The sequence below is a fragment of the Arthrobacter sp. 7Tela_A1 genome (assembly GCF_049311065.1).
Lineage (GTDB): Bacteria > Actinomycetota > Actinomycetes > Actinomycetales > Micrococcaceae > Arthrobacter_B.
The window spans coordinates 106,196-122,099 of sequence record NZ_JAXIOO010000005.1; the positions used below are offsets into that span (position 1 = coordinate 106,196).

A 15,904-nucleotide genomic window follows, 5' to 3' on the forward strand; every position below is an offset into this window, starting at 1 on the left:
GAATCTAGGAGACAAACGTGTCAGTGCCGGAACAGTTCACCCTCATCGTCGACGGCGAAGAGACCACGGTGGATACTGGCACCACAGGTGCTCAGCTCTTCTTTGAGCGCCGCGAGGTAGTCGTGATGCGGGTCGACGGCGTCCTGAAGGACCTCGACACCCCTCTCGCCCCGGGCCAGGGCATCGAAGCAGTGACCATCGACTCCGAAGACGGCCTGAACGTCCTGCGCCACTCCACCGCACATGTGATGGCCCAGGCCGTGCAGCAGCTGCGCCCGGACGCCAAGCTGGGCATCGGCCCGTACATCAAGGACGGCTTCTACTTCGACTTCGACGTCGCCGAGCCGTTCACGCCGGAGGACTTGAAGACCCTCGAGAAGATGATGCAGAAGATCGTCAACTCGAACCAGAAGTTTGTCCGCCGCGTGGTCACCGAGGACGAAGCCCGCGAAGCGATGGCGAACGAGCCGTACAAGCTGGAACTGCTGGGCAAGAAGGACGGCGCCGAGGAAGCGGGCGAGGGCGCAAACATCGAGGTCGGCGCCGGCGAGATCACCATCTACGACAACGTTGACCGCAAGTCCGGCGATGTTGTCTGGTGCGACCTTTGCCGGGGCCCGCACCTGCCCAACACGAAGCTGATCTCCAACGCCTTCGCGCTGACCCGTTCCTCCGCTGCCTACTGGCTCGGCAACCAGGCGAACCAGCAGCTGCAGCGCATCTACGGCACCGCCTGGCCCACCAAGGACGCCCTGAAGGCCTACCAGGAACGCCTGGCCGAGGCCGAGCGCCGCGACCACCGCAAGCTGGGCACCGAACTGGACCTGTTCTCCTTCCCGGACGAGCTGGGCTCCGGCCTGCCGGTGTTCCACCCCAAGGGCGGCATCATCCGGAAGGCCATGGAGGACTACTCCCGCCAGCGCCACACCGAAGCCGGCTACGAGTTCGTCTACACCCCGCACATCACCAAGGGCCACCTGTACGAGGTTTCCGGCCACCTGGACTGGTACCGCGACGGCATGTTCCCTCCGATGCACGTCGATGAGGTCACCGACCCCGAGACCGGCGAGGTCACCAAGCCCGGCCAGGATTACTACCTGAAGCCGATGAACTGCCCCATGCACAACCTGATCTTCCGCTCCCGCGGACGGTCCTACCGTGAACTGCCGCTGCGGCTGTTCGAATTCGGTTCGGTCTACCGCTACGAGAAGTCCGGCGTCATTCACGGCCTGACGCGCGTGCGCGGCATGACCCAGGACGACGCCCACATCTACTGCACCCGCGAGCAGATGAAGGACGAGCTGGCCAACACGCTGAACTTCGTGCTGGACCTGCTCAAGGACTACGGCCTGGATGACTTCTACCTGGAGCTCTCCACCAAGGATCCGGAAAAGTACGTTGGTTCCGACGAGGTGTGGGAAGAAGCAACCCGCACCCTCGCCGAGGTTGCCGAAGCATCCGGCCTGGACCTCGTTCCGGATCCCGGGGGAGCAGCTTTCTACGGTCCGAAGATCTCCGTGCAGGCACGTGACGCCATTGGCCGCACCTGGCAGATGTCCACGATCCAGCTGGACTTCAACCTGCCCGAACGTTTCGAACTCGAATACCAGGCTGCCGACGGCACCCGCCAGCGCCCGGTCATGATCCACCGTGCCCTCTTCGGCTCGGTTGAGCGTTTCATGGCTGTGCTGACCGAGCACTACGCCGGTGCGTTCCCCGCCTGGCTGGCTCCGGTCCAGGTCGTCGGCATCCCCGTTGCCGAGGCGTTCAACGATTACATGTACGACGTCGTCGACAAGCTCAAGGCCGCGGGCATCCGTGCCGAGGTGGACGCCGGAACCGACCGCTTCCCGAAGAAGATCCGTACCGCCTCCAAGGAGAAGATCCCGTTCGTCCTGATCGCCGGCGGCGAAGACGCTGAGGCCGGGGCGGTCTCCTTCCGCTTCCGTGACGGCAGCCAGGATAACGGCGTGCCCGTCGAAGAAGCCGTGAAACGGATCGTCGAAGCTGTCCGGAACCGGGACAAGTAGCGGCGCGGGGGAGTCCAGATGGAAAGCCAGGAGCAGTATCCGCACGACGGCGAAGTGACGGATGAATTCGAACTCGCCGGAGTGCCGGATGCCTTCCAGCGGCTCTGGACCCCCCACCGCCTTGCCTACATCAAGGGCGGGCAGGAGCAGGTTTCCTCGGAAAACAACTGCCCGTTCTGCGCGGCGCCGTCGCACACCGATGAAGAAGCGCTGATTGTCCACCGCGGCAAGCACGCTTTCGTGATCCTGAACCTGTTTCCCTACAACGCGGGCCATTTGCTGGTCTGCCCGTACCGCCACGTTCCGGACTACACGGACATTGACGTGGAGGAAACGGCGGAAATCGCAGCGCTCACGCAGACCGCAATGCGCGTTCTCCGCAAGGTTTCCGCACCTGCCGGCTTCAACCTGGGAATGAACCAGGGCACCGCGGGGGGAGCCGGTATCGCTGCCCACCTGCATCAGCACATCGTTCCGCGCTGGAGCGGCGACGGGAACTTCCTGCCGATCATTGCGCACACCAAGGCGATCACCCAGACCCTGGGAGAGGTACGGCAGCAGGTAGCCGATGCCTGGCCGGCCGAACCTGAGCCGTCCGCGGCGGAAACCGGTGGGGCCCAGGCGTGCTGAACAAATACGCCCGAGGGTTCTTCACCGCGCTGTTCACCCCTCTGGCCACCTGGCTGATCAGGCACCGGGTCTCACCTGACGCCGTCACGATCATCGGTACCCTCGGCGTGATGATCGGCGGCCTGGTCTTCTACCCGCTGGGCCAGCTGTTCTGGGGAACGATCTTCATCGTTCTCTTTGTCTTCTCCGACGTCATTGACGGGATCATGGCCCGCCAGCAGGAACGCAAGGGCAAATGGGGAGCGTTCCTGGATTCCACGCTGGACCGGTTCGCGGACGGTTCCCTCTTCGCCGGCGTCAGCATCTGGTTCTTCACGGGCGGGGACAACGACGCGATCGGGATTGCGGCGCTCATCTGCCTGGTCCTGGGCATGCTGGTCTCCTACATCCGGTCCAAGGCCGAGTCGCTCGGTTTCGACGCGAACGTAGGCCTGGCCGAACGGGCGGAGCGGTTGGTTTTCCTGCTGACGGCCACCGGACTGGTGGGGTTGGGCGTGCCCGAACCGGTGCTCCTGATAGTGCTCCTTGCGCTGTGCCTGGCCAGCGGCGTCACGATCTTCCAGCGGATGAGCACGGTCCGGCGCCAGGCCACCGCCGAAGTCCTGGGAAAGAAAGACCTCGGAAAAGATACGCAGCAATAGCCCAAGCGTGCGCTTCACGGGGCTTAGGATGGCCTTCTACCGCCGTCCTACCAGAGAGCTTCGCCATGTCTGAAGAAAACCCTTCCCAGCCTGCAGCTTCCACCGGAAGCAGCCGGGTCAAGCGCGGAATGGCCGAAATGCTCAAGGGCGGCGTCATCATGGACGTCGTTACCGCTGACCAGGCCCGGATTGCCGAGGACGCCGGTGCCGTTGCCGTCATGGCGCTGGAACGGGTCCCCGCCGACATCCGTGCCCAGGGCGGTGTCTCCCGCATGAGTGATCCTGACATGATCGACAGCATCATTGACGCTGTTTCGATTCCCGTCATGGCGAAGGCACGCATTGGGCACTTCGTTGAGGCGCAGGTGCTGCAGTCCCTCGGCGTCGACTACATTGACGAATCCGAAGTCCTCACGCCGGCTGACTACGCCAACCACATCGACAAGTGGAAGTTCACCGTTCCCTTCGTCTGCGGTGCGACGAACCTGGGTGAGGCCCTCCGCCGGATCAACGAAGGTGCCGCGATGATCCGTTCCAAGGGTGAAGCCGGAACCGGCGATGTATCCAATGCCACCATGCACATGCGGCAGATCCGCACCGAAATTGCCCGCCTGTCCTCCCTGCCGGAAGACGAGCTGTACGTCGCGGCCAAGGAACTGCAGGCCCCGTACGAACTCGTGAAGGAGGTAGCTGCCTCCGGCAAACTGCCTGTCGTGCTGTTCACTGCCGGCGGCATTGCCACCCCGGCCGACGCAGCCATGATGATGCAGCTGGGAGCCGACGGCGTCTTTGTCGGCTCGGGCATCTTCAAGTCCGGAAACCCCGCCGAGCGCGCCGCCGCGATCGTGAAGGCAACAACGTTCCATGACGATCCCGACGAAATCGCCAAGGCCTCCCGCGGACTCGGTGAAGCAATGGTCGGCATCAACGTCGACGAGATCCCGCAGCCGCACCGTCTCGCCGAGCGCGGCTGGTAACGCACAGCACCTAGCCAATAGCCATGGTGTACGTACGCCCGCGGCCCACCAGGGAGAAACCGCGGGCAGCGCACAGGTCCTGTCCCGGCGCCGTCGCGTTGACGATCAGATCCTTCGCACCCGCGGCTTCGGCAGCAGCAGCGGCGGAGCTCAGCAACGCCGTTCCGAAGCCGCGCCGCCGGCTGGAGGCTCCGACAGCGAGGGAGAAGATTCCGCCGACCTCGGACAGTCCGGCAATCCCGCTGGGATAAAACGCGTAGGCCCGCCCGGTCATGCGGGCGGAATCACGGGCAGCGATATGCCAGGCCTGCCGAGGCTGGGAATGCCCGACCCGCAGTTCCTCGGCATCTGCGCCCGAGACCTCCGGCGGCTGGATCTCCACAGCCGCAGCCGTGCCGGGCCATGCCTGCGGTGCATGCACGGGCGCCGTCATCCAGCAGGTCTGCGGGCCGCGGCGGAAGCCGAAAGCGTCCAGCGGTGCGGGATCCACGGACCCGCCCAGCCACGCCGTCACAGAAGAGGCCCCGAGCCGGGATCCTTCAGCCAGTCCGGGCCGGATTCCTGCAGCCGAGATCTCGTCCGGGAACATCAGCATGAGCTGGCGGCGGGCAGGAAGCCACACCCAGCGTGACTCATGCGTTCCGAACGAGCGGCCGCCTGTCGCTGATGCCAGGGCGGTAAACCAGGCATGCTGCAGGCGCTGGCAGGACGCGATCGTTGCCATGGCCTTAGGACAGTCCGCGCCGGGCCAGCAGCGGGCCGATTTCCGGGTCCCGGCCCCGCAGGTTGCGGAAGGATTCCAGGGGATCGGCCGAGTAGCCCTTCGAGAGCAGCTTGGTGCGGAACGCATCGCCGTTGGCGCGCGTCAGGCCGCCGTTTTCCCTGAACCACTCCACCGTGTCGGCGTCGAGCACTTCGCTCCAAATGTAGGAGTAGTACGCAGCCGAATAGCCGCCCGCGAAAATGTGCTTGAAGTAGCCTGTGCGGTAGCGCGGCGGCACCAGCGGAAGGCTGACTCCCGAGTCGGCCAGGGCTTTTTCTTCGAAGGCTTGCGGATCCGTTACCGTTTCTCCCGCGGACAGCTCGTGCCAGGCGAGATCAAGCAGGGTGGCTCCCAGGTACTCCGTGGTGCGGAAGCCCTCGCCCCAGAGCGATGAAGCATGAATCCGGTCGAGAGTCTCCTGCGGAAGCGGTTCGCCCGTTTGGTAGTGCCGGGCGAAGTTGGCTGCCACCTCGGGCCAGAGCATCCACATTTCGTTGACCTGCGAGGGGTATTCCACGAAGTCCCGCGGCACGGCGGTTCCGGAGAACAAGGGGAATTCGACGTCGGAGAACAAACCGTGCAGGGCATGGCCGAACTCATGGAAGGCGGTGACGACTTCGTCGAAGGTCAGCAGCGCCGGTTCGCCCTCGGAAGGGCGGGAGATGTTGAGGTTGTTCACCACAACCGGCTTCCTGCCCAGAAGCCGGGACTGGGACACCAGCTCGTTCATCCAGGCGCCGCCGCTCTTGGTCTCCCGCGTGAAGTAGTCGCCCAGGAACAGGCCAAGTCCACTGCCGTCCTGGTCCCGGACTTCCCAGATCCGGACGTCAGGATGGTAGCCGGTGAGGTCCGGGCGTTCGGTGAAGGTGATCCCGTACAGCTGGTTGGCTGCGAAGAAAACGCCGTCGTTCAGGACCCGGTCCAGCTCGAACCAGGGACGCAGCGCATCCAGGTCCACGGCGAATTCTTCCCGCCGGACCTGCTCGGAGTAGTAGGCCCAGTCCCACGGCTGCAGCTCCTGGATTCCGTCCCGCGCCGCCGCGGCCTGCAGCTTCTCCGCTTCGGCGCCGGCATTGCGGACCGCCGGCGGCACCAGTTTCGAGAGCATGTCATGGACGGCACCAATCGACGGTGCGGTTTGGTCCCCGACGGCATATTCGGCGTGGCTGCCGTAACCCAGCAGGGCCGCGCGCTCGGCACGGAGGGCTGCCATCTCGGCGGCGATGCCAAGGGTGTTCCCGTCGTTGTCCCGGAAACCGCGGTTGACCGAGGCTTCAAAAAGCCGCTGCCGGGTCCTGCGGTTCTTCAGCCGTGCCAACGCGGGCTGCGGCGTCGCCAGGATCAGGGTCAGGAGGTACTTCGAGGCGGAACCCGCCTCGCCGGCAGCCGCAGCCGCGGCGGCGAGGTCATCGGGGGAGAGGCCCTCCAGCTCGGACTCGTCGTCCACCGCCAGGGCGGACTCATTGGTGTCGGCCAGCAGTTTCTGGGAGAAAGCCGTCCCCAATTCCGCCAGGCGGGTGTTGAGCTCACGCATCCTGGCCTTCCCGGCGTCGTCCAGAGCAGCACCGGCGCGCAGGAACCTGCGCCGGTATTCAGCCAGCAGCCGGGCGGACTCATCATCCAGGCCGTCCGCAGGCACTGAGCTGACGCGTTCGAAGAGCGCGGAGTCCTGGTAGATCGCATCTTCGTGGGCGGAAAGGAGCGGACCCACCTGCTTCTGCACTTCCTGGACCTCGCCGGTGGCGTGGGACATGACCGCGTTGAAGAAGACGGCGGAGGTTCTTGCGAGCAACTGGCCGGAACGCTCCAGTGCGGCAATAGTGTTTTCGAACCCGGCTGGTTCCGCCCGGGCGGTGATGGCGTCGATTTCCGAACGCTGTTCCTTCATCCCGGCTTCGAAAGCGGGAAGGAAGTCCTCGGCGGAGATGGCCGTGAAATCCGGCAGTTCATACGGAAGGGCGCTGGGTGAAAGTAGGGCATTGCTCATGAAAACCAAGACTTTCACACGGGCCCCCGCGCAACCAGCCGACGGGCCGCGTATGCTCATCCCTGATCGACAGAAGGTGCCCGTACGGGGCTCCGCAGGCGGTCACGAGTGTTCCGGGGGGAACGATGAAATCGACAGTTTGGACCGCCGCCAGGCTCGCGGCAGCTGCCCTTGCCCTTGGACTGGCACTGACCTCGTGCACCGCGTCCTCCGGAGACGAGGAGACGCCGTCCGCTGCAGCGCCGTCGTCAGCGTCGCAGACTCCGAGCCAAACTCCCGAACCGGTTGTGACACCGGGAGCCGGCGCCGAATGTCCGGGCATCCGCTGCACTACCGTGATGCTCGCCGGCGACCTGCTGGTGCATCCGCAGCTATGGGACCAGGCCACCGCCGATGCACGGGCCGGTGGAAAGCAGCCGCTGGACTTCGAACCCCTGCTGGAAGGAATGCGCGCCTACGTCGCGGGCTCCGACCTGGCCGTGTGCCACATGGAAACCCCGGTCGCCGAAACGGACGGGCCGTACGCGGGGTATCCCATGTTCAACGTGCCGCCGCAGATCCTGACTGCGGCTGCCGCCGTCGGATACCAGGCCTGCACAACGGCGAGCAACCACACCATCGACGCCGGCACTGAGGGCTTGAACAGGACACTGTCCGTCCTGGACTCGCTGGGACTGGAGCACACCGGCTCCTACGCCTCAGAGGAGGACTCCCAGGTCCCGCTGATCATGGACACGTCCGGGGCGCGGATCGGCATTATTGAAGCGACCTACGGTTTGAACGGACTGGTCGCCGAGTACCCCTGGCAGGTGGACATGCTGGACACCCAAGACATGATCCAGCGGGCCAAGGCTGCACGCGGTGAGGGGGCAGACCTCGTCATCGGGGCGATTCACGCCGGCGACGAGTACGCTTCCACGCCCAACAGCCAGCAGCTGGACACCGCACACGCCCTGGCCGACAGCGGAGAGTTCGACCTGATCTACGGCCACCACACCCACTCCGTGCTGCCGATCGAGAACTACAACGGCACCTGGATCATCTACGGCCTGGGCAATGCCGTCACGGAGCTCTCGCCCTGGTACGCGGTGAACAACGAGGGCCTGATCGTGCGCGCTCAGTTCGTTCAGGAGGACAACGGCGCCGACTGGCGCGTTTCGGACCTGGCCTGGGCGCCGTCAGTCATTGTGCGCGACCCGTACCGCTGGTGCTCCGTCGCCTCCGACCTGCCGCAGGGCCCGTGTGCTTCCGAGGCGCAGCAGGCCGAGGTCCGCCAGCGGACGGTTTCCGTCGTTGAGTCCATGGGGGCGGGTGAGGACGGGGCGCACGAGTGGCTGGTGTCGGAGGATGTATCGAAGCGCTGAGTTCGGTCTGTCGGCTGAACCGCTGTTGCCCGGACCGCGCAGGTGCCGCCGCAGGGCGGACCGGAACGGCGGCAACGAAACTCCCTGCTCGCAGGGCTCGCAGAGAGTATTAAAGCCGCCTAACCCGGTCCGGACTGCGGCTGGGTGGGTGCCCCAGGTACGGCAGTGGCCTAACCCGGTCCGGACTGCGGCTGGGTGGGTGCCGGGCCGCGGCAGTCGTGCGCGTCATCCTGGGGACTTGGAGGGGGCGGTTGCTGGTAGCCTCGGCTGGTGAAAATGACGCTACGGCCTTGGCAGCCGGATGATGCAGCCTCCCTGTTCGCTGCTGTTCAGTCGACTCCTGATCTGGATACCCAGTTGGACCGTTCGGCCGTCTGTGACATGGACGCCGCGATGATTTTTATCCGCTCCGCGTTCGCTTGGGACCCGGACTCTGGCATGTGCAGTTTCGCCATCGACGTGGACGGACGGGCAGCCGGAAATGTTGGGCTCAGCCACATAGATCGCCGGCACCGCACAGCTTGGCTCTCATACTGGATTGCCGGGGACAACCGAGGACATGGACTCGCCGGCAGGGCCGCTGCGGGTGTGGCTGACTGGGCGCTCCAGGAGCTCGACCTGTTCCGGATTGAGTTGGGGCACCGGGTGAACAACCCGGCGTCCTGTGCCGTGGCAAGGCGGGCTGGTTTTCTTCCGGAGGGGATAGAACGGTCAAAGCTGGAGCACGGCGGCGTGCGCTTCGATGTGGAAACACATGCGCGGCTCGCAACTGATCCCGCCCCTGCGCTGGATCTTCCGGCCGTCAGCCTGTAGAACGGCCTGCAACCGAGCGCCGCCAGGTCCAACGGCTGGCCGCAACAAGGAGCAGGCAATGGCAAACGTGCTGATTCATGCAACGGTGACGCTGGACGGGTACATGGCAGATCCGGACGATGGCGTGGACTGGATGTTCGACGTCGATGCGGGTGACGAGGACACCGCACTGGTGAACCGCATTGTCGGCGAGATTGGCGCCGTCGTCGGTGGCGCGAACCGGACCCGGACAATCGAGGACGGCGAAGAGCCCTACGGCGGCCTGCCGGGAGTGCCCGTCTATCTGATGACGCATGAGGCGCAGGAACCCGTGGTCAAGGACGGGGTCACGTACACGTTCGTCGTCGATGACATAGCCGGTGCTGTCGACATGGCCATGGCTGACGCCGGGGACAAAACAGTGAGCCTGCTCGGCGGCAAGATCTCCCGTCAATGCCTGCAGCGCGGACTCGTGGACGAAATTCAGCTTCACGTCGTTCCGATCCTGCTGGGTGACGGCATCTCGTTGTTCGAGGGGCTGGGCCAGCGGGTGAACCTGGAGCTGATGGAGAATGCGTCGTACGGCAACGGCGGCGTGCATCTGCGGTACCGGGTTCTTCGTTAGGGTAACCCCCGGCACAAACTACCGCGGGCGGTTGGCGGCGTGGGAGCGGGCCAGCTCGGAGATTTTGGCAAGCTCGGCAAGGTCCGCGTCAGAGGCAGGGGCCGGTTCGTAGGACCCGTACCGCCGGGTGACGGCCTGCTCGATCAGGAAGTCCGCAATCGCCGGGTTCTTGGGCAGCAGCGAACCGTGGAGGTAGCTGGCCACGACGTTCTGGTAGCGGGCACCCTCGGTATCGTCCTCGGTGTTATTGCCTTCACCCTTGCGGACCAGTGCCAGCGGCTTCGCATCCGGCCCCAGGAAGGTCTGTCCGCTGTGGTTCTCGTAGCCGTGGATGTCGCCGAACTCATCGCTGACCGAGTGCACGTTGCCGATCAGCCGGTCCGGACCGCCGTGCGTTTCAATGTCCAGCACGCCGATGCCCGGGATGAGGACGCCGTCGTGGGTCTTGAAGAACCGGCCGAAGAGCTGGTAGAGCCCGCAGATCACCAGCATGGGCAGGCCGTCGTCGGCGAGGCTGCGCAGTGTCGGCGCCAGGGCCTGCAGGTCCTGCTGGATTACCACCTGGCCGCTGTCCTGTCCGCCGCCGCCCACAATCAGGTCGACGTCGGCTGGGAACTCGTCACCGGGGTTGTACTCGGCCACAACCGGGTTGTAGCCCTGCCATTTCAGGCGCTGCTTCAGGACCAGGACGTTGCCCCAGTCGCCGTAAATGTTCATGTCCCGCGGGTACAGCTGGACGATGTGGATGTCGCGGCTCATGAGACCACCTCAACCTTCGTGATCTTGGAGAGTTCCCGGCGCACGGCGAGCATGGCCGTGTACGTGCAGAAAATCCGCATGGGCTGGGTTCCCGCCGAGGAGATGAATTTCGCCAGCGCATCGGGAATGTCAGTGTCGACGCCGCGGACGGGAACGTCGTCGTACTTCAGGCGCAGCGCCATGTCATAGGCACGAACGCCCGTCACCATGTCGACACCGCCGGACAGGGTCTCGAAATCTACGTCCCACAGCCAGGACATGTCCCGGCCGTCGGCGTAGTTGTCATTGATCGCGATCATGGTGGCGTAGCCGTGCGCCGCGAAGGACTTCAGGCCCAGGCGGAAGCCGGAGGGATTCTTCACGAGCACCAGTTCCAGCGGCGCTCCGTTCACGGTCAGGGACTCGCCGCGCCCAAAGGCAGGCTCTACGTTGGCCAGGGACTCGAACAGCCTGACCCGATCAGCCCGGGGCCCGAGGATCTGCCGGGCAAACGTCAGTGCTGCCGCAGCATTGAAGATGTTGTACACGCCGCGCAGCTTCAGCCCGGTGGTGGTGGTGGTTCCGTCCACCTCAAAGTCAGCATCGGTTTCGGCAACTCGCGTCAGCACGACGTCGGCGGGCTGGGCAGCGGCGATGGCTTCGGAGCGTGATCCGCGCATCTCGTCGTCATTGGGGAAGGTGCTGCGCAGCGACGCGTCGAGCCCGAAGTACGTCACTTTCTGGCTGGACAGCGAATCGGCAATCGACGCGACGCGGGGATCCTCACGGTTGAGCACCACGGTGTCCGTCGTTGCCAGGGCGATCTGCTCCAGCAGGCGGGTGGTCTTGTCGATCTCCCCGAACCGGTCCAGCTGGTCGCGCAGGACATTGAGCAGGAGGGCGTAGCGCGGCTGGATCAGCTTCACGAAGTGCACGGCGTGCGCTTCATCCAGTTCCAGCACTGCGATGTCAGCATCAAGGCGGCCGCGCAGGTTCACCTCACCGAGCAGCGCTGCAGCTACGCCGCGCGTGAAGTTGCTGCCGGTGCGGTTGGTGAAAACCTTCAGACCCTGGCCCTCCAGCAGTTCAACAACCATCTTGGTGGTGGTGGTCTTGCCGTTGGTGCCGGAGACGACGGCGACGCCGAGGGGCAGGGTGGAGAGCGTGCGGCGGATGAAATCCGGGTCGATCTTCTCCACCACGAGGCCGGGAAGGGCGGACCCTCCGCCGCGCAGCCGGGAGGCGCTGCGGACCAGTTTGCCGACCAGGATGGAGAAAGAACTCATGGATACCGAATATATCCCACCGTCACTAACCGGTCCGGGAAGCACCCGGCAACCTAGACTGGTCAAATGACCGAAATCACCGCCTGCGACACCGCAGCACCCCTGGTGGGAGTGCTTGCCCTGCAGGGCGGTATCCGCGAACACGTCCAGGCGCTCGAAGCAGCGGGCGCACGGACCATGCTGGTCCGGCGGGCGTCTGAACTCGATGCCCTGGACGGACTGGTCCTGCCTGGCGGGGAATCCACCACGATCGACAAACTTATGCGGCTCTACGGGATCGCCGGCCCGCTGCGGGCAAAAATCCGGGATGGTTTTCCGGTCTACGGTTCCTGTGCGGGCATGATCCTCCTGGCGGACCGGATCACGGACCCCGCCCTGGACGCGGCGGGCGAACCGCAGCAGACCCTTGGCGGCCTGGACCTGACCGTCCGGCGCAACGCCTTTGGCCGCCAACGGGAGTCCTTCGAGACCAGTCTGGACTTCGACGGGCTCCAGGACCTCCCCTCGCAGGAGCCGGGACAGCAGGCTGCCCCGGTGCACGCAGTTTTCATCCGTGCACCGTGGGTTGAGAAGGTAGGCTCCTCGGTGCAGGTGCTGGCGAAGGTCCTTCCGCAGGAGGCTTCCACGGACATCATCGCGGAGGGCAGGGATTCAGTCGCTAGAATTGTCGCAGTGCGTTCGGGGAAATTGCTGGCCACCTCGTTCCATCCGGAAGTAACGGGGGAGCGCCGCATCCACGAACTTTTTATCCAGATGATCAGAGGAGACGCGTAAAGCATGTCGGGCCACTCGAAATGGGCAACCACCAAGCACAAAAAGGCCGTAATTGATGCCAAGCGTGCCAAGTCCTTTGCCAAGCTGATCAAGAACATCGAAGTAGCCGCCCGTGCCGGCGGCGCTGACATGGCCGGCAACCCCGGCCTGGAACTGGCCGTGCAGAAGGCCAAAAAGACGTCGGTCCCCATCGACAACATCAATCGCGCCGTCAAGCGCGGCGCCGGCCTCCTGGGTGAAGCCGTCGATTACCAGACCATCATGTACGAAGGCTACGGTCCCCAGGGCACAGCCCTGCTGATCGAGTGCCTCACCGACAACAAGAACCGCGCCGCCTCCGAGGTGCGCCTGGCCGTGACGCGCAACGGCGGCAACATGGGCGATCCGGGTTCGGTCGCCTACATGTTCACCCGCAAGGGCGTGGTCACCCTTCCGAAGAAGGACCTCACCGAGGATGACCTGTTGATGGCAGTGCTCGACGCCGGTGCGGACGAGGTCAAGGAAGCCGGCGATAACTTCGAGATCATCTCCGAAGCCGCGGACCTGCGGGCCGTTGTTGCTGCCCTCGAAGAAGCCGGAATTGAGTACGACACCGACGAGGCAGAATTCCTGCCCTCCATGCACGTGGAACTCGATGCAGACAACGCCCGGAAGTTCATGAAGCTGGTCGATGCAGTGGAGGACCTGGACGACGTCCAGAACGTCTACTCCAACGCGGACATTTCGGCAGACGTCCTCGCGCAGCTCGAAGAAGACTGAGCACCGCGTGCCTCTCCGGGTCCTGGGAGTTGACCCGGGACTGACCCGCTGCGGACTGGGCGTAGTCGACGTCGAAGGCAACCGGCGTGCCACCCTGGTGGCCGTCGGTGTCGCGGGGACTGAAGCCGGTACGGCGCTGGATGCGCGGCTGCTGGTGATCTCCGAAGCCATTGAGCTGTGGCTGGATACGCACTCCCCGGACGTTCTTGCCGTGGAGCGGGTGTTCAGCCAGCTCAATGTTTCTACCGTGATGGGCACCGCCCAGGCCTCCGGCGTCGTCATTGCTGCCGCTGCCCGCCGTGGAATTCCGGTGGCGCTCCATACCCCAACCGAGGTGAAAGCCGCAGTGACCGGCTCCGGCTCGGCCAACAAGGAAGCCGTGGGGCGCATGGTGACCAAGATCCTGCGGCTCACCGAAATGCCGCGGCCGGCCGACGCCGCCGACGCGCTGGCGCTGGCCATCACCCATGCGTGGCGCCGTGGCGCGCTCGGCCTGGGGCAGGCAGCAACGCAGGGATCGGCGTCCTCCGGGGGTGGTCCGGCGCAGGGCGGGCTGACGGCGGCGCAGCGGATGTGGGCCGAAGCGGAAGCCAAGGCGAAACGCGCCCGCTTCTAAAGTGCCGGAAAAACCTGCGGGACCAGTAGGCTGTTCGTAGATATGTTCTATTCTGCAATCGGATCAATGCACGGAGTCTCCCCATGATCGCCTCGCTGCGCGGTGTTGTATCGCACGTCGGCCCTTCTTCCGCCGTCCTCGACGTCAACGGCATCGGCATGCTCGTCCAGGCGACGCCGCAAACCCTCTCGGGGCTCCGGCCCGGGTCGGAAGCACAGGTGCACACGGCGCTGATCGTGCGCGAGGACTCCATGACGCTCTTTGGGTTCGCGGATCCGGGGGAGCGGGAAGTGTTCGAGGCGCTGCTCAGCGTCAGCGGGGTTGGTCCCCGGCTGGCCCTGGCAGTGCTGGCGGTGCACACCCCGGAGGCAATCCGGGTGGCCGCATCCACCGGGGACGACAAGGCATTCAGCAAGGTGTCCGGCATCGGACCGAAGGGAGCGCGCCGGATCGTGCTGGAACTGGCGGACAAGCTGGTGCCGCACGGTAGCGAGGAAACCCCAGCCGGCGTCCCGGCCTGGAACGATCAGGTGCTCTCCGCCATGACCGGCCTCGGCTGGTCGGAGAAGGACGCCGCAGCAGCAGTGGACGCCACCGCTGCGGAACATCCCGACGCCGCAGCCTCCGGCAACGTAGCGGAGATCCTCCGCCTGACGCTCCGGCGCCTTGGCCAGGACGGCACCCGCCGGGCACCGCAGAAGCAGGCCGGCTAGAGTGTCTTCCGCCGAAACGCTCACCACACCGACGCCGGACCCCGACGACAAGGCCGTCGAGGCCGCGCTGCGCCCCAAGAACCTTGACGACTTCGTGGGGCAGAAGCGGGTCCGCGAACAGCTCTCGCTGGTGCTGGAAGCATCCCGGCTGCGCGGACGGAGCGCAGACCACGTCCTGCTTTCCGGGCCGCCCGGACTGGGCAAGACCACGCTGTCCATGATTATTGCCGCCGAGATGAACGCACCGCTGCGGATCAGCTCCGGCCCTGCGATCCAGCACGCAGGCGACCTCGCCGCCATCCTCTCCTCCCTCACGGAGGGCGAGGTGCTCTTCCTCGATGAAATCCACCGCATGTCCCGTCCCGCCGAGGAAATGCTGTACATGGCGATGGAAGACTTCCGCGTGGACATCGTGGTTGGCAAGGGCGCCGGCGCGACGGCGATCCCGCTCGATCTTCCGCCGTTCACCCTGGTTGGCGCCACCACCCGCGCCGGCCTGCTCCCCGGCCCCCTGCGCGACCGTTTCGGCTTCACCGGCCACTTGGAGTTCTACTCCACGGCCGAGCTGGAACTGGTCCTCCGCCGCTCCGCCATGCTCATGGACATGAAGGTGAACTCGGCGGGCTTCGCAGAGGTGGCCGGCCGGTCCCGCGGCACGCCGCGAATCGCCAACCGCCTGCTGCGCCGTGTCCGTGATTGGGCTCTCGTGCATGGAATCGACCAGATCGACGCGCGCTCTGCCGGGGCCGCACTGGACATGTATGAGGTGGACGCCCGCGGCCTGGACCGGCTGGACCGTTCCGTGCTCCATGCACTGGTCACCAAATTCGGCGGGGGACCGGTGGGACTTTCCACCCTGGCCATCGCCGTCGGGGAAGAACCGGAGACTGTCGAGACGGTAGCCGAACCGTACCTGGTCCGCGAAGGACTGCTGGGCAGGACGCCGCGGGGCAGGATTGCGACACGCGCGGCCTGGGAACACCTCGGGCTGCAGATGCCCGACGCCGCTGCGCAGCTCCTGCCGGATCTGCCGGTTTCGGGTACTCCCGGGCAAGACTGAGCCGGGATGCGAACGCCGCCGAAGAGATGCAGAATGAAACTTAAGCGGCTGGCGCTGCGTTGTCCCTTAGACTGATCAAACGCTTGCGCCCTCCGGCATGCCTTCCTGCCTGTGCAGGGTGAGCAGCCCGGAGCGGCAGGCAGCCGCGC

General features: G+C 65.4%; 16 protein-coding genes. 12 read left to right on the forward strand and 4 right to left on the reverse strand.

Annotated features, from left to right (window positions below; all coding sequences use genetic code 11):
* The first annotated feature begins 17 nt into the window (after nt 1-17).
* The 4 genes from thrS to pdxS all read left to right on the forward strand — a co-directional run bounded on the left by thrS (nt 18) and on the right by pdxS (nt 4,278).
* Nucleotides 18-2,030: a threonine--tRNA ligase gene (thrS, locus tag TVB01_RS03670; protein ID WP_422454193.1), complete on the forward strand. Its 2,013-nt coding sequence runs from the start codon at nt 18-20 to the stop codon at nt 2,028-2,030.
* A gap of 18 nt (nt 2,031-2,048) precedes the next feature.
* Nucleotides 2,049-2,660 carry an HIT family protein gene (locus TVB01_RS03675; protein ID WP_227916647.1) on the forward strand — a complete coding sequence of 204 codons (612 nt, stop codon included), beginning with the start codon at nt 2,049-2,051 and terminating at the stop codon, nt 2,658-2,660.
* The gene (gene pgsA / locus TVB01_RS03680) at nt 2,654-3,301 is read left to right on the forward strand and encodes a phosphatidylinositol phosphate synthase (RefSeq protein ID WP_422454195.1); all 648 of its coding nucleotides are present in this window, start codon (nt 2,654-2,656) and stop codon (nt 3,299-3,301) included. The genes TVB01_RS03675 and pgsA overlap by 7 nt, the downstream gene beginning before the upstream one ends.
* A 65-nt stretch (nt 3,302-3,366) precedes the next feature.
* Nucleotides 3,367-4,278, forward strand: coding sequence for a pyridoxal 5'-phosphate synthase lyase subunit PdxS (gene pdxS / locus TVB01_RS03685; RefSeq protein ID WP_422454197.1), 912 nt, complete (start codon nt 3,367-3,369; stop codon nt 4,276-4,278).
* 10 nt (nt 4,279-4,288) lie between these two features.
* Here pdxS and TVB01_RS03690 read toward each other — a convergent pair whose 3' ends face one another.
* Nucleotides 4,289-5,002, reverse strand: coding sequence for a GNAT family N-acetyltransferase (locus TVB01_RS03690; RefSeq protein ID WP_422454198.1), 714 nt, complete (start codon nt 5,000-5,002; stop codon nt 4,289-4,291).
* Nucleotides 5,003-5,006: 4 nt separating this feature from the next.
* Complete coding sequence (locus tag TVB01_RS03695) at nt 5,007-7,028, reverse strand: M3 family metallopeptidase (RefSeq protein ID WP_422454200.1); 2,022 nt, start codon at nt 7,026-7,028, stop codon at nt 5,007-5,009.
* A gap of 125 nt (nt 7,029-7,153) precedes the next feature.
* Between TVB01_RS03695 and TVB01_RS03700 the strand changes: the two genes are divergently transcribed.
* The 3 genes from TVB01_RS03700 (at nt 7,154) to TVB01_RS03710 (ending at nt 9,809) form a co-directional block, all read left to right on the forward strand.
* Complete coding sequence (locus tag TVB01_RS03700) at nt 7,154-8,392, forward strand: CapA family protein (protein ID WP_422454202.1); 1,239 nt, start codon at nt 7,154-7,156, stop codon at nt 8,390-8,392.
* A gap of 276 nt (nt 8,393-8,668) precedes the next feature.
* Nucleotides 8,669-9,205, forward strand: coding sequence for a GNAT family N-acetyltransferase (locus tag TVB01_RS03705; RefSeq protein WP_422454203.1), 537 nt, complete (start codon nt 8,669-8,671; stop codon nt 9,203-9,205).
* A 58-nt stretch (nt 9,206-9,263) separates the two neighbouring features.
* On the forward strand, nt 9,264-9,809 hold the full coding sequence (locus TVB01_RS03710) for a dihydrofolate reductase family protein (protein WP_422454205.1): 546 nt from the start codon (nt 9,264-9,266) through the stop codon (nt 9,807-9,809).
* An 18-nt stretch (nt 9,810-9,827) separates the two neighbouring features.
* Here the strand turns inward: TVB01_RS03710 and TVB01_RS03715 are convergent, their stop codons facing one another.
* Together TVB01_RS03715 and TVB01_RS03720 are read right to left on the reverse strand one after the other, a co-directional pair.
* Nucleotides 9,828-10,568, reverse strand: a complete 741-nt coding sequence (locus TVB01_RS03715; protein ID WP_422454207.1) for a type 1 glutamine amidotransferase — start codon at nt 10,566-10,568, stop codon at nt 9,828-9,830.
* Nucleotides 10,565-11,833 (reverse strand): MurT ligase domain-containing protein, encoded by a 1,269-nt coding sequence (locus TVB01_RS03720; protein ID WP_422454208.1) that lies wholly within the window; start codon nt 11,831-11,833, stop codon nt 10,565-10,567. Before TVB01_RS03720 ends, TVB01_RS03715 begins: the two co-directional genes overlap by 4 nt.
* A gap of 66 nt (nt 11,834-11,899) precedes the next feature.
* Here TVB01_RS03720 and pdxT point away from each other — a divergent pair, with 66 nt between their 5' ends.
* The 5 genes from pdxT to ruvB all read left to right on the forward strand — a co-directional run bounded on the left by pdxT (nt 11,900) and on the right by ruvB (nt 15,755).
* Nucleotides 11,900-12,607 carry a pyridoxal 5'-phosphate synthase glutaminase subunit PdxT gene (gene pdxT, locus TVB01_RS03725; RefSeq protein WP_422454210.1) on the forward strand — a complete coding sequence of 236 codons (708 nt, stop codon included), beginning with the start codon at nt 11,900-11,902 and terminating at the stop codon, nt 12,605-12,607.
* A gap of 3 nt (nt 12,608-12,610) precedes the next feature.
* Complete coding sequence (locus TVB01_RS03730; protein ID WP_066297434.1) at nt 12,611-13,366, forward strand: YebC/PmpR family DNA-binding transcriptional regulator; 756 nt, start codon at nt 12,611-12,613, stop codon at nt 13,364-13,366.
* A 7-nt stretch (nt 13,367-13,373) separates the two neighbouring features.
* Nucleotides 13,374-13,982: a crossover junction endodeoxyribonuclease RuvC gene (gene ruvC / locus TVB01_RS03735; protein WP_422454212.1), complete on the forward strand. Its 609-nt coding sequence runs from the start codon at nt 13,374-13,376 to the stop codon at nt 13,980-13,982.
* An 83-nt stretch (nt 13,983-14,065) separates the two neighbouring features.
* Nucleotides 14,066-14,695: a Holliday junction branch migration protein RuvA gene (gene ruvA / locus TVB01_RS03740; RefSeq protein ID WP_422454213.1), complete on the forward strand. Its 630-nt coding sequence runs from the start codon at nt 14,066-14,068 to the stop codon at nt 14,693-14,695.
* Between the two features lies 1 nt (nt 14,696).
* Nucleotides 14,697-15,755, forward strand: a complete 1,059-nt coding sequence (ruvB, locus tag TVB01_RS03745) for a Holliday junction branch migration DNA helicase RuvB (protein ID WP_422454215.1) — start codon at nt 14,697-14,699, stop codon at nt 15,753-15,755.
* The last annotated feature ends 149 nt before the right edge of the window (nt 15,756-15,904 follow it).

Excerpts from the sequence above, each read along its gene's own strand:
- TVB01_RS03695 (WP_422454200.1), bottom strand. The coding sequence starts at position 7,028 with ATGAGCAATGCCCTACTTTCACCCAGCGCCCTTCCGTATGAACTGCCG.
- TVB01_RS03720 (WP_422454208.1), bottom strand. The coding sequence starts at position 11,833 with ATGAGTTCTTTCTCCATCCTGGTCGGCAAACTGGTCCGCAGCGCCTCC.
- pdxT (WP_422454210.1), top strand. The coding sequence starts at position 11,900 with ATGACCGAAATCACCGCCTGCGACACCGCAGCACCCCTGGTGGGAGTG.
- TVB01_RS03715 (WP_422454207.1), bottom strand. The coding sequence starts at position 10,568 with ATGAGCCGCGACATCCACATCGTCCAGCTGTACCCGCGGGACATGAAC.
- TVB01_RS03710 (WP_422454205.1), top strand. The coding sequence starts at position 9,264 with ATGGCAAACGTGCTGATTCATGCAACGGTGACGCTGGACGGGTACATG.
- ruvA (WP_422454213.1), top strand. The coding sequence starts at position 14,066 with ATGATCGCCTCGCTGCGCGGTGTTGTATCGCACGTCGGCCCTTCTTCC.
- TVB01_RS03700 (WP_422454202.1), top strand. The coding sequence starts at position 7,154 with ATGAAATCGACAGTTTGGACCGCCGCCAGGCTCGCGGCAGCTGCCCTT.
- TVB01_RS03675 (WP_227916647.1), top strand. The coding sequence starts at position 2,049 with ATGGAAAGCCAGGAGCAGTATCCGCACGACGGCGAAGTGACGGATGAA.
- TVB01_RS03705 (WP_422454203.1), top strand. The coding sequence starts at position 8,669 with ATGACGCTACGGCCTTGGCAGCCGGATGATGCAGCCTCCCTGTTCGCT.
- pdxS (WP_422454197.1), top strand. The coding sequence starts at position 3,367 with ATGTCTGAAGAAAACCCTTCCCAGCCTGCAGCTTCCACCGGAAGCAGC.
- TVB01_RS03690 (WP_422454198.1), bottom strand. The coding sequence starts at position 5,002 with ATGGCAACGATCGCGTCCTGCCAGCGCCTGCAGCATGCCTGGTTTACC.
- TVB01_RS03730 (WP_066297434.1), top strand. The coding sequence starts at position 12,611 with ATGTCGGGCCACTCGAAATGGGCAACCACCAAGCACAAAAAGGCCGTA.